The 22636-nt window shown below is 42.7% G+C and carries 26 protein-coding genes; 11 read left to right on the top strand and 15 right to left on the bottom strand.

Features of this window, described 5'->3' with window-relative positions; translation table 11 throughout:
- Positions 1–40: 40 nt before the first annotated feature.
- Positions 41–613 (bottom strand): 5-formyltetrahydrofolate cyclo-ligase, encoded by a 573-nt coding sequence (locus J2X69_RS05440; protein WP_310099644.1) that lies wholly within the window; start codon positions 611–613, stop codon positions 41–43.
- On the bottom strand, positions 603–2168 hold the full coding sequence (gene bshC / locus J2X69_RS05435) for a bacillithiol biosynthesis cysteine-adding enzyme BshC (RefSeq protein ID WP_310099639.1): 1566 nt from the start codon (positions 2166–2168) through the stop codon (positions 603–605). The genes J2X69_RS05440 and bshC overlap by 11 nt, the downstream gene beginning before the upstream one ends.
- A gap of 319 nt (positions 2169–2487) precedes the next feature.
- Between bshC and J2X69_RS05430 the strand changes: the two genes are divergently transcribed.
- The 4 genes from J2X69_RS05430 (at position 2488) to J2X69_RS05415 (ending at position 5533) form a co-directional block, all read left to right on the top strand.
- Positions 2488–3729, top strand: coding sequence for a pitrilysin family protein (locus tag J2X69_RS05430; RefSeq protein ID WP_310099636.1), 1242 nt, complete (start codon positions 2488–2490; stop codon positions 3727–3729).
- Positions 3726–4208, top strand: a complete 483-nt coding sequence (gene ispF, locus J2X69_RS05425; RefSeq protein ID WP_310099633.1) for a 2-C-methyl-D-erythritol 2,4-cyclodiphosphate synthase — start codon at positions 3726–3728, stop codon at positions 4206–4208. Before J2X69_RS05430 ends, ispF begins: the two co-directional genes overlap by 4 nt.
- Entirely contained in the window at positions 4205–4888 is a 684-nt protein-coding gene (gene mnmD / locus J2X69_RS05420; RefSeq protein ID WP_310099630.1) for a tRNA (5-methylaminomethyl-2-thiouridine)(34)-methyltransferase MnmD, read from the top strand. Before ispF ends, mnmD begins: the two co-directional genes overlap by 4 nt.
- Positions 4889–5059: 171 nt before the next feature.
- Positions 5060–5533, top strand: coding sequence for a Clp protease ClpB (locus J2X69_RS05415; protein WP_310099628.1), 474 nt, complete (start codon positions 5060–5062; stop codon positions 5531–5533).
- 75 nt (positions 5534–5608) lie between these two features.
- Here the strand turns inward: J2X69_RS05415 and J2X69_RS05410 are convergent, their stop codons facing one another.
- The 5 genes from J2X69_RS05410 to J2X69_RS05390 form a co-directional block, all read right to left on the bottom strand.
- Positions 5609–6271 carry a phosphatidylserine decarboxylase family protein gene (locus J2X69_RS05410; protein WP_310099625.1) on the bottom strand — a complete coding sequence of 221 codons (663 nt, stop codon included), beginning with the start codon at positions 6269–6271 and terminating at the stop codon, positions 5609–5611.
- A gap of 72 nt (positions 6272–6343) precedes the next feature.
- Positions 6344–7621: a Glu/Leu/Phe/Val dehydrogenase gene (locus tag J2X69_RS05405; RefSeq protein WP_310099622.1), complete on the bottom strand. Its 1278-nt coding sequence runs from the start codon at positions 7619–7621 to the stop codon at positions 6344–6346.
- 70 nt (positions 7622–7691) lie between these two features.
- Positions 7692–8531 carry a phosphatidate cytidylyltransferase gene (locus J2X69_RS05400; RefSeq protein WP_310099619.1) on the bottom strand — a complete coding sequence of 280 codons (840 nt, stop codon included), beginning with the start codon at positions 8529–8531 and terminating at the stop codon, positions 7692–7694.
- Positions 8515–8721, bottom strand: a complete 207-nt coding sequence (locus J2X69_RS05395; protein ID WP_192347717.1) for a putative signal transducing protein — start codon at positions 8719–8721, stop codon at positions 8515–8517. The genes J2X69_RS05400 and J2X69_RS05395 overlap by 17 nt, the downstream gene beginning before the upstream one ends.
- Positions 8696–9646, bottom strand: coding sequence for a CPBP family intramembrane glutamic endopeptidase (locus J2X69_RS05390; protein WP_310099615.1), 951 nt, complete (start codon positions 9644–9646; stop codon positions 8696–8698). The genes J2X69_RS05395 and J2X69_RS05390 overlap by 26 nt, the downstream gene beginning before the upstream one ends.
- A gap of 37 nt (positions 9647–9683) precedes the next feature.
- On the opposite strand from J2X69_RS05390, the gene dusB reads away from it, so the two are divergent.
- A complete protein-coding gene (gene dusB / locus J2X69_RS05385; protein ID WP_310099613.1) occupies positions 9684–10673 on the top strand; it encodes a tRNA dihydrouridine synthase DusB in 990 nt (329 codons plus the stop codon).
- A gap of 55 nt (positions 10674–10728) precedes the next feature.
- Here dusB and J2X69_RS05380 read toward each other — a convergent pair whose 3' ends face one another.
- Positions 10729–11943: an ATP-binding protein gene (locus J2X69_RS05380; protein ID WP_310099611.1), complete on the bottom strand. Its 1215-nt coding sequence runs from the start codon at positions 11941–11943 to the stop codon at positions 10729–10731.
- 346 nt (positions 11944–12289) lie between these two features.
- Between J2X69_RS05380 and J2X69_RS05375 the strand changes: the two genes are divergently transcribed.
- Positions 12290–13189: a DMT family transporter gene (locus J2X69_RS05375; protein WP_310099609.1), complete on the top strand. Its 900-nt coding sequence runs from the start codon at positions 12290–12292 to the stop codon at positions 13187–13189.
- Positions 13190–13280: 91 nt separating this feature from the next.
- On the opposite strand, the gene J2X69_RS05370 is transcribed toward J2X69_RS05375, so the two are convergent.
- The 7 genes from J2X69_RS05370 to ubiE form a co-directional block, all read right to left on the bottom strand.
- A complete protein-coding gene (locus J2X69_RS05370; protein WP_310099606.1) occupies positions 13281–14354 on the bottom strand; it encodes a DUF3810 domain-containing protein in 1074 nt (357 codons plus the stop codon).
- Between the two features lie 13 nt (positions 14355–14367).
- The gene (locus J2X69_RS05365) at positions 14368–14952 is read right to left on the bottom strand and encodes a NifU family protein (protein ID WP_310099604.1); all 585 of its coding nucleotides are present in this window, start codon (positions 14950–14952) and stop codon (positions 14368–14370) included.
- A 170-nt stretch (positions 14953–15122) separates the two neighbouring features.
- Complete coding sequence (locus J2X69_RS05360; RefSeq protein ID WP_310099601.1) at positions 15123–15857, bottom strand: ThuA domain-containing protein; 735 nt, start codon at positions 15855–15857, stop codon at positions 15123–15125.
- Between the two features lie 51 nt (positions 15858–15908).
- A complete protein-coding gene (locus J2X69_RS05355) occupies positions 15909–16658 on the bottom strand; it encodes a M15 family metallopeptidase (protein ID WP_409014392.1) in 750 nt (249 codons plus the stop codon).
- A gap of 2 nt (positions 16659–16660) precedes the next feature.
- Positions 16661–17419, bottom strand: coding sequence for an SDR family NAD(P)-dependent oxidoreductase (locus tag J2X69_RS05350; RefSeq protein WP_310099598.1), 759 nt, complete (start codon positions 17417–17419; stop codon positions 16661–16663).
- Between the two features lie 188 nt (positions 17420–17607).
- A complete protein-coding gene (locus J2X69_RS05345) occupies positions 17608–18405 on the bottom strand; it encodes an outer membrane beta-barrel protein (protein WP_310099595.1) in 798 nt (265 codons plus the stop codon).
- Complete coding sequence (ubiE, locus tag J2X69_RS05340) at positions 18354–19076, bottom strand: bifunctional demethylmenaquinone methyltransferase/2-methoxy-6-polyprenyl-1,4-benzoquinol methylase UbiE (RefSeq protein ID WP_310100091.1); 723 nt, start codon at positions 19074–19076, stop codon at positions 18354–18356. The genes J2X69_RS05345 and ubiE overlap by 52 nt, the downstream gene beginning before the upstream one ends.
- A gap of 123 nt (positions 19077–19199) precedes the next feature.
- On the opposite strand from ubiE, the gene yihA reads away from it, so the two are divergent.
- The 5 genes from yihA (at position 19200) to J2X69_RS05315 (ending at position 22552) form a co-directional block, all read left to right on the top strand.
- Entirely contained in the window at positions 19200–19802 is a 603-nt protein-coding gene (gene yihA / locus J2X69_RS05335; RefSeq protein ID WP_310099592.1) for a ribosome biogenesis GTP-binding protein YihA/YsxC, read from the top strand.
- Between the two features lie 49 nt (positions 19803–19851).
- Positions 19852–20301 carry a DUF5606 domain-containing protein gene (locus J2X69_RS05330; RefSeq protein WP_310099590.1) on the top strand — a complete coding sequence of 150 codons (450 nt, stop codon included), beginning with the start codon at positions 19852–19854 and terminating at the stop codon, positions 20299–20301.
- Between the two features lie 42 nt (positions 20302–20343).
- On the top strand, positions 20344–20652 hold the full coding sequence (locus J2X69_RS05325) for a hypothetical protein (protein WP_310099587.1): 309 nt from the start codon (positions 20344–20346) through the stop codon (positions 20650–20652).
- Positions 20653–20868: 216 nt separating this feature from the next.
- A complete protein-coding gene (locus J2X69_RS05320) occupies positions 20869–21339 on the top strand; it encodes a hypothetical protein (RefSeq protein WP_310099583.1) in 471 nt (156 codons plus the stop codon).
- A gap of 91 nt (positions 21340–21430) precedes the next feature.
- Positions 21431–22552, top strand: a complete 1122-nt coding sequence (locus tag J2X69_RS05315; RefSeq protein WP_310099580.1) for a sugar phosphate isomerase/epimerase — start codon at positions 21431–21433, stop codon at positions 22550–22552.
- Positions 22553–22636 lie beyond the last annotated feature (84 nt).

Genomic DNA, 22636 nt, shown 5'->3' with positions numbered 1-22636 from the left:
GTTTCTGTCACTAAGTACCCCCCACCAAAGAAACAAGTCATCAAAAAGTAATGATATTCTCCGGGGTAATGCAGTAATCAAGGGGGATATCATGCACTTCGGAAGGAATACTCAATTCTGCCGAAAAAAAACTCAATCCAATCTTCAAAACCGAATGATCCAAAGAATCCAAAAACACGTCATAATACCCCTTACCAAAACCTATCCTGTTTCCATTTTGATCAAAAGCCAGCAATGGTACAAAAACAACCTGGATGGAATCGCTTGATACCGGCTCAAAATCTTCAGGAACAGGAATACCCCATTTATCCAGTAGAAAGGTAGTGTCCGGCTTTAAAAGTAAAGTCTCTAAAGAAAGTGTATCCTCCCCTACTCTAGAGGTATAGACAGTACTTCCCCTGCTTTCCAGATACTCTTTAATCAAATAGGTGTTGATTTCCCTATGTCTGGGAATAGGAAAGAATAGATGGAAATGTTTGAGTTCCTCTCTTTTACTCAAAAAAGCCTTCACATGATCAGTGATCTGAAGGGATTTCTTCTCCAATTCTCCGTCAGTCAAAGCTGCACGAAGGCTTTTATAAAAAGTTCTTAACTGATGCTTATCAAGACTCATGGGCCAATACCATCATTCTAAAATCGAGTGGATCAAAACAGTCTAAAAGTTCCGAGATCAAATCAGGATTGCTAAGGTAAAACTGCATCATATTCACAACCCTTTCCTGCGGGCTCCCCCCAGGCTTCACTGACTCCTGAATACAACAGGCCCTCGCTATCTGTGTATGCAGTCTGCGCTCCTCAGCTTTTCGGAGTTTACGGGCCATCTGATCAATAATCTTCAATGAGCGGACTTTGCCTGCTTGAAAAGCATTTTCCAGACTCTTCTCCAAATGCCCCGCTTCCTTCCCTTTCATATCAAAAAGGGTAGAAATAATCTCCCGTTGCTTAGTCAGCTCAATATCCATACTCGCCTCTGACTTCACAAAAGTTTTTTTCCAGTGCTCCTCATCCACAAAAAGATCTTCCACTCCCCAATTCAACTGCTTCATTTTACGCTGCACTTTCTCACTGAGAAGCAACGCAAAATTACGTGGCAAAAGCATGGGAAAAGGAACTTCATACTGATCAAAAACGCCTTTCAGCTGAAGCCAGTACACCACTTCCGCAGGACCTCCCAAGTAGGCAAGATTCGGCAGAATCACCTCCTGATACAATGGGCGCAACACCACATTCGGGCTAAATCGCTCAGGATGCTGTTCTACCAAAGTGCTAATTTCCTCATCTGTAAATCGCAGCTCTGTGTTCACTACTCCAAAACCGGATTCCATTTTTTCGATTCGCTCCCGAATACCTTTTCCCAAGTAGAAAAAATTGATCTCCCGTGGAAATATTTGGCTACTGTAACCTAGCTCCTCTAATTTTCCAGTGGCCTCAGTCGCTTTCTCAAAGGGCTTATGCTCAAACAAATCAGAGAGAATTACTTCAGTAAATTCTCTTTTCAATGCGACATCATCACCATCCACGACTACTAGACCTTCTTCGCCGAAGAGCGAATTGACATACTTGCGTACTGCTTCTGATAAGGTCATAGAAGAATTATAGGCTTCCAAAAACACTTCGGGAGCAAAGGAAACTGTCTTAAGAAACTCTTTGAAACCCTTATCCAATTCGAAATTCCCTACAGCTCCTGTCTGATCCGAGTTCCATTGATACTTCTTGCCATCAAGCTTGAAGTAGTTTATCTCATCAAAATCATGATCCTCCGTCGCCATCCAATATACCGGCACAAACTTATAATCCGGATAGGTCTCTGCAAGTTTCTTGGCAAGATTGATCGTCGATACAATCTTATAAATGAAGTAAAGCGGTCCCGTGAACAAATTGAGCTGATGGCCTGTAGTCACTGTAAACGTACGATCCGAAGCCAGCGACTCAATATTGGCAGACACCGCATGGCTCACTTCCCGGTTGGCGTATTGCCCATTTAGTGCTTCCACCAAAACCTTCCGCTTTTCATGTGAGAAAGTCTTTTGCTCAATTACATCTTTGAAGCTCTCCAGCTTGGGAGAATGCGTATAAAAAGGTCTTAACTCCTTCTTCTCACTCAGGTAATCCAAAAAAAATCGTGAAAACTGTCCGGTTTGGTGGAGTTCTACGCAATGTATTTTCATCTGTTTATATTTTGATTTTTAATGGCCAGATAGCCTGTCCCGAACTTGATTCGGGAGAATCTCGCATATGGGATAATCATCCCTGTGTGGGTCGTCTTCGACATGCTCGATTTCATAGGGATTTTTTCTGAGGATTATATGGGAGCTCTAACTGGGACAAGCCTTCCAAAGTTCGCTTTTTTTTCCAGAAAGTCAGAAATGCTTATACCAAAGGAATTCTTTCTGGTTAAACTGCTGTCTTGACTGCAAGGTTTATTTAAAATCCTCCTTACCTGATTAGCCAAAACTGCCAATTGTCTTAGCTTTGCAAGCTACAATTATGCTACCCTACCATAGATTTTTCCTAGACAACGGACTTGAAGTGATCGTCCATGAAGATCACGGCAGTAAAATCGCCGTTTTCAACCTCCTTTATAAAGTCGGATCCCGAAATGAAAAGCCCGGTAAAACCGGGCTTGCCCACTTCTTCGAGCATTTGATGTTCGGAAGTTCTGCCAATGTACCTGTCTTTGACCGGGAACTTGAGCGGGTCGGTGGTGCCTGTAATGCATTTACCAGTCCCGATATCACCAATTATTACATTACCCTTCCTGCAGCGAATCTGGAGACGGCTTTTTGGCTGGAGTCTGACCGCATGCTGCAATTGACGCTGAGCGAGAAAACCATAGAAACTCAGCGAAAAGTAGTGATGGAAGAGTACAAGCAACGCTACCTGAATCAGCCTTATGGAGATGTATTTCATCACTTGCGGGATCTCGCTTTTGACACTCATCCCTATCGCTGGCCTACTATAGGCCAGAATCTGGACGATATAAGGAACTATACCCAAGCGGATGTGTGGGACTTCTATCAGGCAAATTACAGACCTGACAATGCCGTGCTGGTGGTAGCAGGCGCAGTGACTCAGGCAGAAGTGGAGAGACTGGCTAAAAAATGGTTTGAGCCGATCCCAAATCTTTCCAAATCTAATCTCCACATTCCGGTCGAGCCTCCCCAGCAGGCCAAGAAAATCAAGGTAGTGGAAGCCGCCGTGCCCACAGATGCACTCTATAAAGCCTACAAAATGCCCGCAAAATTGGCGCGGGGATATTTGGAAGCCGATCTGATTACTGATATCATTGGCTTTGGAAAATCTTCTTTACTTGAGCAAACCTTGGTAAAAAAGGGAAAGCTATTCGCAGCAGTTGGAGCGTATATTCTAGGCTCGGTGGATCCGGGTCTTTTGATTTTCTCCGGAAAAATGGAAGCCAGTATATCAGCGGAAGAAGCCGAAAATGCATTGGATGAAGTGGTTTCCAACTTCCTGACTACAGAAGTTTCTGACTACACCCTTCAAAAGGTAAAAAATCAAGGAGAGGCAATGAAAACTTACGAATCCATTCAAGTACTCAATCGGGCTATGAATCTGGCAAACTATGCGCAGCTTGGAAATCCCGAGCTGTATTACGAGGAATTCGAGAATAAATCAAAAATAAAAGGAGATGAAATCATGTCTTGGGCTAATCGCCTGATCCGTGAAGAAAACTCCTCAGTCTTATATTATAAATCTGTACCTGCATGAACAAATTCAGAATAGGTTTTGGATACGATGTCCATCAACTCAAAGAGGGATACGACTTTTGGCTGGGTGGAATCAAATTAGAACATAAAAAGGGTGCGGTCGGCCATTCCGATGCAGATGTATTGATCCATGTCATATGTGATGCCCTCCTTGGTGCTGCCAATCTGCGTGACATAGGATATCATTTTTCCGATCAAGACCCAAAATTCAAGGGGATAGACAGCAAAATCCTCCTAGCCGAGGTCATGGTTCTTCTTCGTGAAGCGGGATATGAAGTAGGTAACCTGGATACGACGATTTGCCTGCAATTACCAAAAGTCAATCCACATATTCCCACGATGAAAAAATGTCTGGCAGAAGTGATGAATGTCTCCGAAAATGACATTTCCATCAAAGCTACTACCACCGAAAAACTGGGATTTGTAGGCAGAGAGGAAGGCGTATCAGCCTACTGTTCGGCTTTAATTTATTCGATATGAGCGAAAATCTGAAAATCATCACCACAGAAGACGGTTCCCATTCTTTGTACAATGAAGAGCTAAAGGAAACCTACCACAGTTTTCATGGCGCTTTCAAAGAATCCATCCATGTATTTATGCTATACGGACTGGACTCCTGGGTAATGAATAATCCAAACAAAAAGCCTCTTCGCATATTTGAAGTTGGCTTCGGAACAGGTTTAAATGCCTGGCTTACCTTAGTCTGGGCTGAGCAAAACCAAATTCCGGTTCTTTATCACAGCATTGAGCCGTTTCCGCTGACTGAAGATATTTATTCCCAGTTGAACTATGGGGATATGGATGATGGGATTTTCCATTACAAGCCTTATTTGCAGCGCTTGCATAAAGCTGATTGGGACAAGGGAATAATCATGTCCGAATATTTCAATATGAAGAAAGAGAAAACCACGCTGCAGGATGTGATTCTCTACCCAACTGACGTGATCTTTTACGATGCTTTTGCCCCAAGCAAACAGCCCGAAATGTGGGGAAAAGAAGTGCTTGACAAAGTATGTTCATCGTTGAATACCGGTGGAATATTCACCACTTACTGCGCTACCGGCCAGCTGAAAAGAGATCTGAAGGAACTGGGTTTAGAAGTGGAAACCTTACCGGGACCTCCGGGCAAAAAAGAAATGACAAGAGGTTGGAAAAAGTAAACAGTCTACTTGCATGTAGAACTTAGAAAAAACGGCAATTTGATCACCAGAGGATCCTATCAAGTCAGCATGCCATGTTTGGCAGGCATGTTGCTCTTTGCGTAGCCTTATATTCGAAGTAATTTAAACACTGAGGATGCCGGAAACAGCCATACTTAACAAGCCAGAAAAATGACGTTCACTCTAATTCTATTCTTCTTAAACTTATTTACCCCGCAATTCACAGAAGCTGGCCAGGCTAAACTGGAAAAAATGGTTCAGGAACGAGACATGCTCACCCGGCAATGGAAAGAATCAGAAAGCAAAAAATCAGGAATATTCGGCAATCGTACCAAAAAGGACATGGTCGAAACGAATGAATGGCTGGAGCGGATTATCCAAAAAGACAATTTGATTATGGATGAACTTCGGATGATCGGCAAAATCGAAACCACGACTGCGACCCAGACCGGAGAAGACTATAAAGCTATTGCTTTCAAGCAGGAAAAGGATGTTCAAGCCTTAAGAAGAGCCGTAGCAGATAGAGATAAATCCATTGAGAAGATGCTTGCCAATAGACGAACCTTTGAATGGACTACTGTAATTTTTTTCCTAAGTACTGTAGGGATGGGATACTGGATCTACCGAAGCAAAAAGAGTTCTTAATCTACCCTGAAATAGGTTTCTGCACTGGAAAATCGAGATAATCTACCTAGGCATCTCTGCTAAAACTCAAGTTATTTATATATACAGTCTTGCTATCGGAGTCCTTCCCCCCTTAGTCTTTTCTTCCAGTGACACAAGGATTTCAGCATCCAGCGGGAGAAACACGTCTACCCGGGAACCGAACTTGATAAATCCAAACTCTCCGCCCTGTTCTAGTTTAGACCCCGGTTTTACGTACCATTTTATCCTTCTAGCCAATGCTCCGGCTATTTGTCTTACGAGCAGTTTGGTCCCATTCTCATGTTTCACCACCATGGTAGTACGTTCATTCTCCGTACTTGACTTAGGGTGCCAAGCAACCAAATATTTACCCGGGTGATACTGAAAAAACTCCACTATTCCCTTGATTGGAGATCTGGTGATATGCACGTTGATGGGCGACATGAAAATCGACACTTGCCTGCGGTTTTCTTTCAGATACTCCCCTTCAAAGGTCTCTTCGATGACCACAACTTTCCCATCCACGGGAGCATACACCAGACTTTCATCAGATGGTAATTGGATAATCGGGCTTCTGAAAAACTGGAGAATCACCAGATATAGCACCATACTCCCTAATACGGCAACATTAGAAAGCACCCGGGCATCCGGCATAAAGTAGATGATCAGGTAATTACCGGCCACTAAGATAATCAGTAGCCAAAACAATAAAATTCTTCCTTCTCGGTGTATAGTCATAAGTATCAAAACTAAAAGGCGTGGAGAATGCCCCACGCCTCAAAGATAAAATAATCTTTCGATAGAAAAGGCTTAGAATCCTCCTCTAAATGTATAAGTCTTCGCTACTTTATCGATTGCAACGATATATGCTGCTATTCTCATCGGCACATCGTACTTCTGGGAGGCCTGATAAACCACTTCAAACGAGTCTTTCATGATTCGATCAGATCGGCGGTTGACACGGTCAGCAGTCCACTTGTATCCCAGTCTGTTCTGAACCCACTCGAAATAAGAAACTGTCACACCACCGGCATTCGCCAAGATATCAGGTACAGCCATGATTCCTTTTTCATTGATAATTGCATCAGCTTTAGCCGAAGTAGGTCCGTTGGCACCTTCTACGATAAGCTTTGCCTTGATGTCATTCACATTGTGAATAGTAATCACATCTTCCACGGCAGCCGGTACAAGCACATCTACTTCCAGTGTCAGAAGATCCCCGGCATGAAGCATTTTATCGCCTCCATTGAATCCTTCCAGATTCCCTCCATTTGCATCCCGGTATTCGATTGCTTCTACGATGTTGATTCCTTTCTCATTGTAGAAAGCACCTGTATGATCGGAGATTGCTACGATCTTCAAGCCTCTTTCTTCCAATAATCTAGCTGCCCAAGATCCTACATTCCCAAATCCCTGAACAGCACATGTCGCCTGAAATGGATTGATTTTTAGTTTTTGCATAGCCGCCAGTGCAGTAACCATAACGCCCCGACCGGTAGCTTCTGTTCTTCCCAAAGACCCTCCAAGTACCAATGGCTTGCCGGTTACGACCGAACTTACAGTCATTCCCTTTGCTTTGGAATACTCATCCATCAGCCAGGCCATTTCTCTGGGCCCCGTCCCCATATCAGGTGCTGGGATATCTTTGTCAGGACCGATGACATCGATCATCGCCATAGTATAAGCTCTTACAAGCCGCTCGATTTCTCCCTTAGACATTTCCCTAGGGTTACATCTCACACCACCTTTACCTCCACCGTAAGGAATGTCCACCACGGCACATTTCCAGGTCATCCAAGCCGCCAGCGCACGCACTTCATCGATGTGCACATCCGGAGCAAAGCGAATACCGCCTTTTGCAGGGCCTAGAATATTGGAGTGGATTACTCGGATGCCTTCGAAGACCTGGATTTTACCATTGTCCATTGTAATAGGAAGGGATACGATAACTTGTTTGGCTGGATTTTTCAGAACATTGTACACCTCGTCTGAGAGGCCGAGCTTTTCAGCTGCAATGTTGAATCTTTCCATCATTGACTCCAAAGGATTCTCTTTATCCTTAATCGGAGCCGGTTCAATGTAAGCCATATTCGGGTTTGATTTAGTTATTCAAATGCGATGCAATATTAAGTAGATTTTCAATCAAGAGGGCTTCAAATTAGAATATTTTCAAAAAGGCAGTGATAAATGGGGCCGAAAGTAACAATCCGTCAAAACGGTCCATAAATCCACCATGGCCCGGAAGGCCTCTTCCGGAATCCTTAATCTCAATGGACCGCTTAAAAAGGGACTCAATCAGATCTCCATAGGTTCCTGCTATTATGATAATCCCTGCAATCACCAGCCATTTCCAATCTTCTATTACGTGAAAATATCGTGTAAGGATGAAAGCCACTCCAATTGCTGAAAAAGCTCCCCCTAAAAAGCCTTCCCAAGACTTCTTAGGCGAAACCCGTTCGAATAACTTAGTCTTACCAAATTTTGTTCCCGCAAAATAGGCTCCTGTATCACTAGCCCAGAGAATCAACAAACAGCCAATGATAATCTCATAATTATAGATAGCATCTACTGAAAATACCGCAAGATTCAACAAGGAAAACGGCACTGCCACATAGAAAAGACCCAAAAAAGTATACGCAACACCGGTGAAAGGTTTTTTGTCCGTTTTACGATAAAGCTTAATAAAAAAGGTAAGTGAGACTATCGGAAAGATAAAATAGAAATACTTCACGGACAGATGCTCCTTCTCCACCATGAAGGTCAGGCAGAAAATCATCAATCCCAGAAAGGTTCCGAAGCTCTTCAGGGGAAGCATCCCATCAAGTCCACTCAGCTTGTAGAATTCCATTTGGGAAAACCCTAAAATCCCCGCAAATACAAGGAAATACGTCCAGTCAGAATAAATACATCCCCCCACTATAATCAATGCTCCAAACAACGCCGTGATGGCTCTCTGCCCCAGATTGCTGTAATTATTGATACTAAAACGTGATCTCATTCTGGATTAGGTTAGTTGCCAACATCATATCTTCGTGCTGCACATGCACCTCGTAATTCCCAAAAATCTGATACACTGTCTCCTTTTTATTCAACACTACGGCCTGAATTTGATGCTCTTCCAAAATACTTCTGACAATCTCAGCCCTCACTTGCATAGGACTTTCAAATACTTTGTTCCAGTTCTCCATCGGGTTTATTTGTTTTCTTAAAGTAAAAGATTCCTGCCAAAAGAACTAATAAGCCTACAATAGCTGCCGGGTATGACACAGTATCTGTAGATTCCATATCAAAATCAATCATCCCTTGGTTAGAAGCATAGACCATCAATATCGTAAAGGTATTATTCACAATATGCGCTACTATCGGATAGGTAAGGCTACCGGAATAGTAATAAAGGTAACCAAACATCCCTCCCAAAAACAACCTTGGGAGGAAGCCATAAAATTGAACATGAATTGCTGAGAAGATAAATGCTGTCAACCAGATTCCGGCATGTGCATTTCCGGTGTACAAATGCATTTTGGGCTGAATCAGCCCCCGAAAAAACATTTCCTCACCGATTCCGGCAAGTACACCGATCACCACTACCCCCATCAAAAGCTCCGGAATCGACTGAAAATCGGTCAGGAACTTGGTAAGCCCCATCAGTTGCTGCTCCATCTCTTTCATCCAGGATTCTATCCCCGACATAGACTCAGGAAGAACCAACTGGGAATTCCAATAAATAAGCAAGCCATTGAATAGCATTCCTCCTAAAGTGATCAACAAAACCAAGCCTCCACCTGAGACATTAAACCTTGGCAATTGAACTTCCCAGTGAAGGTCTGCTTTATCTATGTAGTGCATGATCACATAGGCAGCTACCCAAAAACCGATTCCCGAACCTATCCCCTGAATAAAAAACATAGCCATGCGGCCATTATTTGCTGAATAATCTCCAGTCATCAATCCCAAAATCTCTCCTATGGTGATATTAAAAAGGAAGGGAGCCACAACCAAGGCAATGGATTGGAGTAATAACAAAACCCCTAACGTGACTAAAACAGTGACTATCAACGACAAAAGCCAACTCTTCCTCTTAGCAATTTCTGAATCCGTTTCGTATATCTCCATAATTGAGGTAAATTTACGCGCAAATTTAAAATAAGAAGTGGTTAAGATAGGAAACTTGGAGTTAGGGGACTTCCCATTGTTGCTCGCACCAATGGAAGATGTGAGTGATCCACCGTTCAGAGCAGTATGCAAACAGAACGGTGCAGATCTGATGTACACAGAATTTATCAGCTCGGAGGGATTGATTCGGGATGCTGCAAAGAGCGTGGCCAAACTCGATATCTTCGATTACGAAAGACCGATTGGTATTCAGATCTTTGGCAACGAGATAGATTCCATGCGTGAAGCTGCGGCAATCGTAGAGGAAGCCAGACCGGATATTCTGGACATCAATTACGGATGTCCTGTAAACAAGGTAGCATGCAAAGGTGCCGGTGCCGGAATTCTCTTGGACATCGACAAGATGGTCTCCATGACTGCAGAAATCGTGAAAGCGGTAAATATCCCTGTGACGGTAAAAACACGACTTGGCTGGGACAATGACACCATCCGCATCGTAGAAGTAGCAGAGCGACTTCAGGACGTGGGAATACAGGCTATCAGCATACATGCACGTACCCGAAAGCAGATGTACAAAGGGGAAGCAGACTGGAGCTACTTGAACAAAGTGAAAGAAAACCCACGCCTGCACATTCCTGTCTTCGGAAACGGAGACATAGATTCACCTGAGAAGGCTCAGGAATACAAGAATAAATACAACGTGGACGGCATGATGATCGGGAGAGCATCTATCGGATACCCCTGGATTTTCAATGAGATCAAACATTTTCTAGCTACAGGAGAAAAGCTAGCCACTCCGGGACTGGAAGAAAGAATTGCCGTGGCAAAGAAACACTTGGATTTCTCTGTAGAATGGAAAGGCCCAAAACTAGGGATTCTTGAAATGAGGAGGCACTATACGAATTACTTCCGCGGAATGCCAAACTTCAAGCAATACAGAGCCGAAATGGTCACTGCTGAAACCTATGAACAAGTCTGTGAGATATTAGAACAAGTCTCTGATGTGTATGCGGATCATATTTTTTAGAAGTGATAAAGATAACTAGCGGTAAAGTTGAAGTTAACCTTTCAACTTTACCGCTTCAGAAGGTACGCAACAAAAAATCGGATAGATGGACATGCTGCACACCTTCAATGGATTCTTTCCAAAAATCATCCAGTGTGATCACAAATTTTGGATATTGATCCTTGATGGACAATAATGTGGAAAATTCCCGCTCGACTGTTTCCTCGCTTTCCAGCTTATATGCCACTTGGGCATATATTTTTTGGCCTTGCTTCTCGGCTATGAAATCAATTTCCTTGTCAAGGTATTTTCCCACATAAACGGTGTATCCCCTTCTTTTGAATTCCAAGTAAACAATGTTTTCCAAAATACCCGAAATCATTCTATCCCGATAACCCATGGTAGCATAGAGTAAGCCCACATCACTCAAATAGAATTTCTCTTGAGTCTTCAAAATTTCCTTCCCTTTGATATCATACCGGGATGCACGGTATAAAATAAAAGCACCCTCCAGCGCATTGAGATAATTATATACCGTATTGATATCTATTTTCCGTTGTTGGCTTTTGAAGTAGTCGGCTACATTTTTGCCGGAAAAAGTATTGCCAATATTATCAAAAGCATATTTGACAATCCTCTCCAATAACTCCACATCCCTTATTTTGTAGCGTTGTACCGTGTCTCGAAGAATGACGGAAGAGTAGATATCATACACTACTTTATAGGCTGTTTCCACCGAATAATCAGCGGTATGTATGACAGGAAAGCCCCCCAAACGCAAATAGGAAAGAAATGCAGTTTTGTTATCAGCTTTATCTTTTGGGAAATAGGCAGACCTAAATTGTAAATATTCGGAAAAAGAAAGCGTATAAACAGGAATCTCCACATAGCGTCCAGCTAAATAGGTGGCCAACTCGGAAGACAAAAGATGGGAATTGGAGCCTGTGAGGTAAATATCCACATCAAAATCCACCAAAAATGAATTGACAGCTTTTTCCCATTCCACCACCTCTTGGATTTCATCCAGAAGCAAGTATGTTTTCTTCCCTTTTTGTATCCTGTCTGTGACATAATTGTATAGCTGTGCAGCTGTGCGCAATTCGGAAAAAGTAAAACTTTCCAAGTTGATAAGAACGATTTGATCGACACCGATCCCCCTTGACAACAACTCTTCCTTGAGTAGCAATAGGGAGGTGGACTTGCCACTTCTTCTTATTCCTGTCAGGATTTTGATCTGTGGCTTGTCGATGAATTCTCTTAATTGTTCGAAATAAACCGTTCTTGCAATCATTTTTTTTATGGTTATAACCATAAAAATAATAATAAGTTTGATTTAAAAAATGGTTATAACCATAAAAATTTTTTAATTTTTGAGATTTGTTTGGCTATACCCATAAACTTTTAACTGTTACTGGCATACTTTACAATGTAATTTGCCATGGTAAAATCAGGAGCATCCAAATACTTGTTTTATTGCCAGTTCAGCTTGCTTTACAAATGCAAGAATCCGTTCACTTTTCCCAATTTGTAGATAGCTGTCAATTGATGTCTAACTTCCAATTTTCTCTGGCACTTGGTAAGAAACTTTTCTAGGGTTTTGCTTCCTTTGCAAAGCAGACAATCCACTGTCATAGCCGATGACCACTACCACCAACGACAGCAATCTCAAAAACTGGGGCTTGCTTATTCTTTTGTCTCTGATTTGGGGCAGCTCATTTATCCTTATCAAAAGAGGATTGGAAGTATTTTCGCCGGGAGAAGTTGGAGCCTATAGAGTAGTGGCTGCAGCTACATTTCTGCTCCCCCTTTCCATTCCAAGAATCAGGAACCTCGATAAGACCCAGATCAAAAACCTGATCATCGTAGGCTTGGTTGGGAGTTTTATCCCTGCTTTTCTTTTTGCAAAAGCCCAAACTCAGCTCAGCAGCTCACTCACCGGAGTACTGAATGCACTGACTCCCCTCTCCGTAGTGGTCATCGGCGCACTGTTTTTCCACTCCAAAATCACACGAAGAAATGCTATAGGCTTAGCGATTGCATTTATAGGAGTTTTCGTGCTGGTCACTGTCAAAGAGGGATCAGGGTTCGGAGCTTTTGCGGATATCAACTCACATGCATTCTATGTGATCTTAGCGTGTATCTGCTATGGGTTCAATTTGAATATAATCAAATACCGCTTTCAAAAACTCAAGCCTATAGAAATCACCGCGATTTCACTGATGATGGTGTTGCCAATGGCTCTGGTCTATTTGATGGCGGGCACACAGTTTTCTTACAAAGTAGTAAATGTAACAGGCGCATTACCGGCTTTGGGATACCTCACACTACTGGGTGTGCTGGGGACAGCTATAGCACTGATTATTTTCAATGTGATGGTGAAGACCGCTACACCTGTCTTTGCTGCTTCGGTTACTTACATTATTCCCATTGTGGCCATCTTCTGGGGTGTGCTTGACGGGGAGGTTTTGCTTTTCGGCCACTACGTAGGCATTGTAGCAGTGGTCATTGGTGTGTGGTTTGGGAATAGGAAAAAGTAATCTACTTATGGGACTATCTACTTCGGGAAAATCACTTTTACCCTAAAACTCCTTCCGGCTATAAAGTTGTTAAAAACAATTTTCCCGCTGTCTATTCCCACTTCATCCGTTTTCTCCAGGCAAATGCCAGCTTGGGCAACTGCTGATAGCTATTGATTCCGGCTTTTACTCCTTGAGTCTTTAAGAATACATCATTTGTTTTTCTACTCAATTCAATCGAATAAGCCTTGATTGCTTCATTTGCTTTCTGTAAGGAAATGAGATCATTCCGCATTCCGCGATCCAACGTCTTTATCCATACTTTGTACTCTTCAGGAGCCATTCTATAATAATCTCTGATCTGATAAGTAAGCAGTCTCAATTGTCCTGAGTAGCGCAGCAGTGCATCATCAGAATTCGTGCAAATCACCCAGGCTATAAAATTAGCCTCTCCCTCATCCGTAACACCATAACTGTGTGCCATTTCATGCGCTACCGTGAATGGCTGCTCGAGTACATGCAAGGTAGGATCAATGTAACTTTCCCCGGTAAAGGGAAAATAAATGCCGAGGATGCCCATTTTTCTCATAAATCCCGGGGGTGGAAAAAGCTTGGTTCTAGGCCTCCCCGTAAAATTCAACCCCAACATATCAAGATTGGCTGCTATGTTAGCCCGGACGAGTTTTTCCAGATCGGGATAAGGCAGGATCTCTTCTATCGCCATTGTATCCCGAGTGATGGAATTCCGGTCTTGCTGAGCCAGACGCTGAGTGATCATTAATTCGCTTTTCAACTCTTCCAAATTCATAGCACGTGGCGTAAGCCCCAGCTGCTGCACTATTGGAGTTCGTTGATAGTTAAAACCCCAAAGGAAAAGGAAAAAGAAAACTAAGGCACCGAGTCCGTTGGCAAGCGCTTGAAATGAATAAAAAAGTCTATTTCTCCAGCCATTTTTGCGGCGCAACCTAAAAAAATAAACGGCTATGATCAGAATCACCGATAGTATAAACAAATAAACGCTGGGGAAAGGCAATCTCCCCAGCGTCATATCTATTACGTTCCGGATTCCCGGAAAGAAACTTCTTGAATAAATTTCGTCCGTAGCTTGAGGGTTTTGAGCCGCCAAATAACGTATTCCCAAAGCAATAACTCCAAGAATCGCCCAGGACCAATCTCTTTTACCCATATATAGTTAAAACTTACACTCCCTCAGCTACCACTTCCTTCACATCATCAGGAAGCATTCTGGTAAGTAGATTCTGTATACCTGCTTTCAAAGTGACCGTGCTGGAAGGACAGCCGGAGCATGAGCCTTGCAGCTGAACTTTGACTACTCCTTCATGGAAAGAATGGAAGACTATTGCACCCCCATCCTGCTCCACAGCAGGGCGAATATACTCATCCAAAATTCCTTTGATCTTCTTCACCACTTCAGTATCATTCTCATCAAAAAGTGGATCTTTTTCAAAAGCTACAGGAACGGGAGCTTTTCCTGCCTCCAGGTATTGCTTGATATGATCACGAACTATTCCCTGAATCTCGGCCCACTCCACACTCTCAGATTTGGTGACCGTCACAAAATTAGAGGCGATAAACACACGCTCCACTGCTGCAAAATTGAACAACTCCTGAGCCAAAGGGCTTATTTTGGCTCCCTCAGCATCCGGAAAATCAAAACTTACTCCCTCATCCACCAACATAAAGTTGGCTACAAATTTCAGAGAATTGGGATTTGGGTTGGCCTCCATGTAGAGGTGTACAGGTCTTGCTTGTGCTTGTAGCATGGTATTCTTGATTTTTGTTTAGAAAACCGAATTACCGGGATTAAGTTCCGGCAAATCAGATTTTCATTTTTATCATTACCCTCAAAGTCTCTGAGCCATCAAATACGGCTATTGAGGATTAAGAGGATGGAATATCTTAACCGTAATAACCGAAAGAAGGTTCTCTATTTTTATTTGTAGGGCTCGCCGGTAGCAGCGTACCAGATCCCTCCATAAAGGTGCTTCAAGAAATCAGGATCTTCCCAAGCCGACTCCACATGACCCAGTGCGGTGTAGAATACCCTACCTCCGTCAAAGTCATGATACCAAGCCATAGGATGGTTGTCACCATTTCCCTTAGCTACTTTGTAGGTGCTTTCATCCGCTTTGATCAAAACCTTAATATCAGGGTTGATTTCTTTGAATTCATACAATTCATCTGTCCATAGCCAGTTTTTCGGTAAATGCCATGTAGATGGATGTGTCTGATCCACTACGTCAAGTCTTAGTGTCTGCTGTGCAGGATGGGAAAGGAAATAGGCTCCTATCATCTTATTGTACCAAGGCCACTCATATTCAGTATCAGTAGCAGAGTGGATTCCCACTACACCTTTTCCACTTTGGACGAATCGCTGAAAAGCAGCCTTCTGCTCGTCATTAAAGATCGTGCCCGTGGTCGAAGTCAAAATAACCACATCATATTTTTCCAATTTCTCGTCGGTAAATTCTCCGGCATCTTCAGTAGTATATACACTGAAAACCTGTGTTTTACCCATTTTTTTCAACGCAACTACGGCCTCAGGAATAGATTGATGGCGGAAGCCGGCAGTTTTGCTGAAAACCAATGCTTTGAATTGCTGCGCGGGAGCAACCAATATTACACTGAAAATAAGCCCAAGGGCTAAGATTGTACGTTTTAAGTTCATAGGATTTGAGTTATTGTTGACTTTTGAAATTTAATTGGCAATTGGACATTGTCACTTGATGATTTCAAACTTCTCTCCGGCTTCTTTTCTGGAGTAAGCATTGAAGTGCCACCATTCGGAACCGATTCCCGAGAAACCGTTTGCTGTCATTACTTTTCGTAGAATGTCCCGATTAGCTATCTGACCCACTGTAAGCTTTCCTTCTGAGAGCATTTGTTTTTCACGATCAGGATACGCGGGATAGCCAAAGTAATCATAGCCGGTACCCATGTCCAGCGTGGAGTCAGATTTCGTATCAAATATGGTCAAATCCACAGCAACTCCGAAATTGTGTAAGCTCCCTTTTTTAGGATCCGCAACATAAAGTGTCTTCAGGCTATCCGGTTTGTCCAGATTATCCCAAAGGATCTGCTGCACACTCAAGGGACGTACACCATCATAGACCAGCAAGGTGTAATCAGGAAATTGGCTTTGAAGCATTTCTTGGGCATTTTTCAACCGTTCAGCCACTTCCGGCTGGAGAAAAGCTTTGGTCAGATCACCATATACATCTTGCCCAAAGAAATTATCCGTGGTAGAATATTTCAGTTCGACTTTAATACCGGGAATTACTTCTTCCACATCCACCAATCCCTGAGAGATCAGTTTTTCTTCCAACTCGGGCTTTTTCACTTCCACTTCTACTTCTTTCACAGGATCCAGCACTTTCCGCTGCTGCTCAGAGAAAATTTCCTGATCGCTTTTCTGTGCTGTACCGCAAGCAATTAGTATTAGAAATAAAGGAAGATATAATTTACTCACAATCAATAATTTCGTTTTACAACAGTGGCGGAAGCCTGCGCAGTAGGCAATACTACTACATCGGCAATCGTCACATGCGGAGGCCTAGTTACCGCAAATTCCACGATATCCGCAATATCCTGAGCTACCAATGGTTCCAATCCTTGATAAACAGTATCTGCGCGGCTATCATCTCCTTTGAAACGGACTAAGGAAAATTCAGTTTCTACCAAGCCCGGATGAATAGCCACCACACGGATACCAAAAGGATTCAAATCCATTCTCATCCCTTTTGTGATCGCATCGACCGCATGCTTGGAACCGCAATACACACTTCCATTGGGGTACACTTCCTTACCTGCGATGGATCCAATGTTGATAATCATTCCTGATTTTCTTTCTGTCATTCCGGGAATAATTGCTCTGGACACATACAAAAGCCCCTTGACATTGATGTCCATCATCGCATCCCAGTCATCCAGATTAGCCGTTTGCACGGGATCCATTCCATGGGCATTCCCGGCATTATTGATCAGAACATCAATAGCTTTCCATTTCTCGGGGAGATTATCGAGTATTTCCAAAACTTTCGCTCTATCCCTGACATCAAATATCAAAGGCAAAAAATCAATTCCATCAGGCAGTTCCAACTTCAGTTCTTCCAGCCGATTCCCACGCCTGCCTGTGGCGATGATATTGTATCCTATTTTGGCGAGGGTAATTGCAGCAGCTTTTCCGATTCCGGAAGTTGCCCCGGTGACTAAGGCAATTTTGTTTTTCATGCTGAAAGATAAACAGAAATCAATTTAGGCTGAAACAGGAATAATAGTTAATAAAATTTAGCAACATCCTTCTATTAAAAAATCACGAAAATGATCCTTTCTCAAAAGAAGAAATAATGCCCCGCATTTTCGAAGTAAGGCATCTCTAATTTTGTGATTTTTAGATCTTACGATTTTTCATTTCCGCTCTATTGGAAATTCAGGTAAACGGTAATTGATTTTCTTCTGATGGACTCAATGGCAGTTTGAAGATCCGGACGTGTGTTTTCTACCTGATAGGCATTCATCAAGCCGTGGGAAAAACGAATTTCCGGGGCAAACTTGAAGTATTTAAAGTAAATCTCAAACCCCATCCCTGCTTCAACTGAGACATCCCGTCCTGTCATCACAATATCGTCCACATTGGCTTCGTCCTGGGCTTTAGTCCTAAACTGATAGCTTCCGCCACCCAAGAAGTACATTCGGGTATTGTTGAACCTTATAGATCGGTATTTTAAAAGCAATGGCAATTCCACCATTGTGGCCTCAGAGCTATATTCTACAATCCTGCCTCTATTATTTCCTTCATTAATCATATCTCCCCCGACCGGTATTTCACCTACCTGATCAGTGAAATAGGTCACCTCAGTCTTATATTCATAAAAGCCCACCTTGGGAGTGAAAAGTAAAATCAGCTGATCGTGGAATTGCAGCATACCCAAAAAGCCCAAGGAAAAGCCGGGGGTATATTTCGGCTGTACGCTCCTGACATTAGAGGAAGCATTCTCATCAAAAAAAAGCTCTGAATACTTCATCTGATAGGTGCTGTTATGAGCCGCAAGGAAAAATCCATACGAAAACGTCTTATTATCAGAGCTAGCCGCTGAGCTCAAGCCAAACATCCCCTGCCCAAATGCCGGAATCGCTGCTAAGAAAAAGACTAAACCGGATAGGACTACTTTGTTCCTACGTAGATTGAGCTTATTCCAAATGTAAGTGGTTTGCATAGGTTGCTTGTGAATCCGACTTTATTCATAATTCTCAGGAAATCCATTCCATCCGGAAAGGCCTGTACTGACTCAGGAAGATAAGTATAAGCAGAATTGTCTTTGGATACAATTTTGCCGATCTGCGGAAGAATGGCTTTGGAATAAAAAGCATATGCCTGCTTCATCGGAGCTTTTCGGGGCTTGCTGAATTCCAATATCACCGCTTTGCCTCCGGGCTTCAGTACTCTGTACATATCCGCCAATCCTTTCTCCAGATTCTCAAAGTTTCTAACACCAAATGAAACGATAACCGCATCAAACTTATTATCCTCAAAAAGCAGGCCTTCAGAATCACCAAGCTGAAGCTCAATTTTATCTTCAAGACCTTTTTTCTTTATTTTCTTGCGGCCTTCCTCGAGCATTCCCTCGGAGATATCCACACCGATGATCTTATCAGGGTTCAAAGAAAGTGCTTCAATCGCAAAGTCTCCCGTGCCTGTCGCTATATCCAAGATCAACTTGGGCTGATCATCTTTCAGATATTTAATTGCTTTTTTTCTCCAAGTGATATCAATTCCCATGCTCAGCACGTGATTGAGCAAATCATATTTGCCTGAGATGTTATTGAACATCTCTGCAACTTGATCTTTTTTGGAATCTTGCTTGTCTTTGTAAGGAACTACCGCCATCAGAATTCTATCTTTGAAAGGGCAATAATAGGGAAGAAACACGAGGAATGGAAAAAAGTAACTGCCCATCGCTCCAAAATCCTTTTCAGATATTGTCGTACTTTTGCATCCAAAGAAAAACAGATGATCAAAACAGCCACCTTCGTAGTCAGCAATGCAGATCCCAGCAATTGTCCCAAACCGGACCGTGCTGAGGTTGCTTTTATCGGCAGGTCAAATGTGGGCAAAAGCTCACTGATCAATATGCTCGTAAACCAAAAAGGACTGGCTAAAACTTCTCAAAAACCGGGTAAAACCCAACTGATCAACCACTTCATGATCAACGATAAGTGGTACATGGTCGATCTTCCGGGTTATGGATTTGCCAAAGTAAACCTGAAGGTGAAGCAAGGCTGGGAAAACATGATCTCAACCTATCTGACCAAACGTGAAAATCTATGCGGCGTATTTGTTCTGATAGACAGCCGTTTAGAGCCCCAGCAGATTGATTTGGAATTTTTGCTTTGGTGTGGGAGCCAAGAAGTTCCCACGGCGTTGGTATTTACTAAGGCAGATAAGCAGTCCAAAGGAAAAACTGATCAGAATATTCAGAAATTTCTGAAGAAGACAAGAGAAATCTTTGAAGAGGAACCGGATTACTTTGTCACCAGTGCAGAAGCAAACACCGGCAAAGTGGAACTCACGAAGTTTATCGAAGAACTGGTAACAGAATATGAAGCTAGGTGAATGATTTGATTGATAATCCTATATTTGCAGCCTCGAAAAAATAAATCTAATGAATTTTAAAGATCTTGCCACCGTAGCCGGTAAACCCGGATTGTTCAAAGTTTTGAAACCTTCACGCACCGGAGTAATTCTGGAAAGCATGGATGCCAAGAAGACTAAACTCGTTGCCGGCATGTCCCAGCGCGTATCTATTCTTAGTGATATTTCGATCTATACATTGACTGAAGAGGGCGCTGAGCCGCTGGAATCCGTGATGCAAAAGATTGAAGCAGAATTCCAAGGTGACTTGGGTCTCGATGCCAATCCTGATGATTCTGAACTGAGAGCTTTCATGAAGCACGTTCTTCCTGAAGTAGACGAAGCGAGGGTTTACACCTCAGATATCAAGAAACTGATCAATTGGTACAATTTACTTAAAGTGCAGGCACCCGAAGTATTACAGAAAACTGAGGAAGAAAAACCTGTGGAGACTAAGTCAGAAGAAAAATCAGACAACTAATAATCCAGCCCCGAACAGACTCGGGGCTTTTTTGATACCGGCATGAGTGAATCCCTATCCCAAGAAACTTTTCTGCTGCTGCAAAAGGATTTTGACTTTCCCGAAAGTCTAACTGAATTTGATGAAGAAAAGGCGATTGCTACACTTTCCAAAGTCATTGCCTATATGCTGGATCGGGAATTTGAGCGCCTGCTTCAGGTCTGCTACCGGATAGATCTTGGGGAAGAAACGCTTAAAAAAATTCTCCACGAATCCGAACCTGACCAAGTCGCCTCTGATTTGGCCAGCGCACTCTGGAATAGGCAAAAGCAAAAAGTGCAAATCAGAAAAAGGTATTCAGGGAATGAATAGTACGGATTGAGCCTGTTTTCGTAAAGTATAATTCTGCTTATGTATATCCGCTTTTGCCACTACGTAGGGCATGCTGAAAAACGCCGGTAATAGATCAAAAGACATCATTTGAATGATTAACCCAATTTTCACTATTTTGGGGATGTAAATTCCAAATTGCCTTTCTACATGAAATCGAGCAGGCAGGTCTGGCCTTAAAAAATCAATTATAAACACATGAAATCACTATTGAAAATCAATTTCCTAATGGCTTTCGCATGCCTGCTCATATTGGGCTCATGTAGCGACAATGATTCCGACCCACCAAAAACGAATGCCGAATTGATTGGCTCTGGGATTGCCTGGAAACTGAGCACCGCTACTGCGAGTGGTATCAGTGTAATCTCATTAATAGAGCCGTGCTTACAAGATAACCTAGTGACTTTCCATTACGAAACCGGAGTAAACACAGGAGTGCTGGATTCTGGCCCGACTAAATGTGATGATTCTGAGTTGCAAACAGTGAATTTCATCTGGGATTACAATGAATCTACCAAAGTTCTAACCGTAGATATCGACCTCATCGAAGTACCCAGAACCGAGGGTGACATGATTGTAGAAAGTGTGGGAGCAAACGAATTAGTGGTATCTCAAAACATTTCCCTTTCAGGATTTACGCAAAAAGTAATCGTCACATTTATCCATTGATCATCAAGACACCGTTATGAAGGAAATAAATCTTGTTCTTGTGAGAGCTTGGTTTATTTCCTTCTTTTGTTTCCTACCCAATACGAACGCCATGGCAAACCCTATCTGGATTATGACTTCTGCTTTTGACCAACTCACCTTGGATCTAACAGTAGAGAAAGCAATAGAAATCGGCGTGCAAGGACTTGACCTTTGCGTTTTCAGAAAAGATGGCACACGCGATGATTTTGTGGCCACACATCTGGACTATGAAAATTTCGGATCCGAGCAAGCCAAAAAACTCATTGAAAAATTCAACGGTGCAAAGCTTCGATTATCTATTGGGGCTTTTGACAATCTGATCGGTGGAGATCCTGCTGAGCGGGTCAAAAATCAAAACCATCTCCTGCGATTGATAAGAATGGCTTATTTACTTGGCGGAGATGAAAACGATGTGAAAGTAGGGACATTCGTAGGCTATAATCACGAACTGGGAAACCAGGAGGGCGGTTTTGAAAAAAATCTCCTGGAGTACCGAAAGGTATTTGGCCCCATTATCCGCTATGCAAACAGTCTTGGTGTGACGGTATTGTATGAAAACTGCCCTATGGAAGGCTGGAGAAGCTCTGGCTACTTTGGTACGTTTAATAACCTTCCGGGAATTTTGGCAGCACGGAAAATCATGTACGAACTCATCCCGGAATCCAATCACGGAGAAATCTACGATCCTTCGCATGACATATGGCAGCATACCGATCCCGTGGAAGTGATCAAAAACACCGACATGAATCGGCTGAAACGAATCCACGTCAAATCCACACGAAACAATCCCGACCCCTTCTGGGGCAATATGTATCCAATGCAGCAAATCTCAGCTGAATGGACTGAAAAAACAGGAATTCCTTCCAGCACCAATCCTTGGGACAGACATCATTACGAAGCTACTTTACCCGGATTTGGTCTAGGCGACTCGATGGATTGGCGGGCATTTGTGAATATGCTAAAGGAGAAAAATTTCACGGGTCCCTTTGAAATTGAAAACGAAGCGGTGCTTTCCAAACAAACCGGCAAAATGGGAGCCATAGTCCAAGGCTGCAAAGCTGCTGTTCAGAATCTCGCGCCCTTGCTCTATGAATTAAGCGATGAAGGATGGACATATCCTGAAGCAAAATACAACCCTCTTTTGGAAGTCAATCGTGCCGATGTACCGCTGATGACGATGGAGAAATTATGAGGTATTTAATCAGAGTTTGAAAATGAAAATTCAATAGTTTACGTTGTAAACGTAAATTATTTTCTTTTTGTAAAAGAAATTTTT

Source organism: Algoriphagus sp. 4150, from assembly GCF_031457395.1.
GTDB lineage: Bacteria > Bacteroidota > Bacteroidia > Cytophagales > Cyclobacteriaceae > Algoriphagus.
The sequence above is the reverse complement of the archived record's forward strand: the minus strand, read 5'-3'. Positions and strand labels throughout refer to the sequence as shown.

What these genes read in the sequence shown, in the direction of transcription:
- J2X69_RS05365 (WP_310099604.1), bottom strand. Translation starts at nt 14,952, where the DNA reads ATGCTACAAGCACAAGCAAGACCTGTACACCTCTACATGGAGGCCAAC.
- ubiE (WP_310100091.1), bottom strand. Translation starts at nt 19,076, where the DNA reads ATGGCGGTAGTTCCTTACAAAGACAAGCAAGATTCCAAAAAAGATCAA.
- J2X69_RS05375 (WP_310099609.1), top strand. Translation starts at nt 12,290, where the DNA reads ATGACCACTACCACCAACGACAGCAATCTCAAAAACTGGGGCTTGCTT.
- J2X69_RS05330 (WP_310099590.1), top strand. Translation starts at nt 19,852, where the DNA reads ATGAATTTTAAAGATCTTGCCACCGTAGCCGGTAAACCCGGATTGTTC.
- J2X69_RS05315 (WP_310099580.1), top strand. Translation starts at nt 21,431, where the DNA reads ATGGCAAACCCTATCTGGATTATGACTTCTGCTTTTGACCAACTCACC.
- yihA (WP_310099592.1), top strand. Translation starts at nt 19,200, where the DNA reads ATGATCAAAACAGCCACCTTCGTAGTCAGCAATGCAGATCCCAGCAAT.
- J2X69_RS05345 (WP_310099595.1), bottom strand. Translation starts at nt 18,405, where the DNA reads ATGCAAACCACTTACATTTGGAATAAGCTCAATCTACGTAGGAACAAA.
- J2X69_RS05360 (WP_310099601.1), bottom strand. Translation starts at nt 15,857, where the DNA reads ATGAACTTAAAACGTACAATCTTAGCCCTTGGGCTTATTTTCAGTGTA.
- J2X69_RS05405 (WP_310099622.1), bottom strand. Translation starts at nt 7,621, where the DNA reads ATGGCTTACATTGAACCGGCTCCGATTAAGGATAAAGAGAATCCTTTG.
- J2X69_RS05410 (WP_310099625.1), bottom strand. Translation starts at nt 6,271, where the DNA reads ATGACTATACACCGAGAAGGAAGAATTTTATTGTTTTGGCTACTGATT.
- J2X69_RS05430 (WP_310099636.1), top strand. Translation starts at nt 2,488, where the DNA reads ATGCTACCCTACCATAGATTTTTCCTAGACAACGGACTTGAAGTGATC.
- J2X69_RS05440 (WP_310099644.1), bottom strand. Translation starts at nt 613, where the DNA reads ATGAGTCTTGATAAGCATCAGTTAAGAACTTTTTATAAAAGCCTTCGT.
- J2X69_RS05400 (WP_310099619.1), bottom strand. Translation starts at nt 8,531, where the DNA reads ATGAGATCACGTTTTAGTATCAATAATTACAGCAATCTGGGGCAGAGA.
- J2X69_RS05325 (WP_310099587.1), top strand. Translation starts at nt 20,344, where the DNA reads ATGAGTGAATCCCTATCCCAAGAAACTTTTCTGCTGCTGCAAAAGGAT.
- bshC (WP_310099639.1), bottom strand. Translation starts at nt 2,168, where the DNA reads ATGAAAATACATTGCGTAGAACTCCACCAAACCGGACAGTTTTCACGA.
- J2X69_RS05415 (WP_310099628.1), top strand. Translation starts at nt 5,060, where the DNA reads ATGACGTTCACTCTAATTCTATTCTTCTTAAACTTATTTACCCCGCAA.
- mnmD (WP_310099630.1), top strand. Translation starts at nt 4,205, where the DNA reads ATGAGCGAAAATCTGAAAATCATCACCACAGAAGACGGTTCCCATTCT.
- J2X69_RS05390 (WP_310099615.1), bottom strand. Translation starts at nt 9,646, where the DNA reads ATGGAGATATACGAAACGGATTCAGAAATTGCTAAGAGGAAGAGTTGG.
- ispF (WP_310099633.1), top strand. Translation starts at nt 3,726, where the DNA reads ATGAACAAATTCAGAATAGGTTTTGGATACGATGTCCATCAACTCAAA.
- J2X69_RS05370 (WP_310099606.1), bottom strand. Translation starts at nt 14,354, where the DNA reads ATGGGTAAAAGAGATTGGTCCTGGGCGATTCTTGGAGTTATTGCTTTG.
- J2X69_RS05350 (WP_310099598.1), bottom strand. Translation starts at nt 17,419, where the DNA reads ATGAAAAACAAAATTGCCTTAGTCACCGGGGCAACTTCCGGAATCGGA.
- J2X69_RS05395 (WP_192347717.1), bottom strand. Translation starts at nt 8,721, where the DNA reads ATGGAGAACTGGAACAAAGTATTTGAAAGTCCTATGCAAGTGAGGGCT.
- J2X69_RS05380 (WP_310099611.1), bottom strand. Translation starts at nt 11,943, where the DNA reads ATGATTGCAAGAACGGTTTATTTCGAACAATTAAGAGAATTCATCGAC.
- J2X69_RS05320 (WP_310099583.1), top strand. Translation starts at nt 20,869, where the DNA reads ATGAAATCACTATTGAAAATCAATTTCCTAATGGCTTTCGCATGCCTG.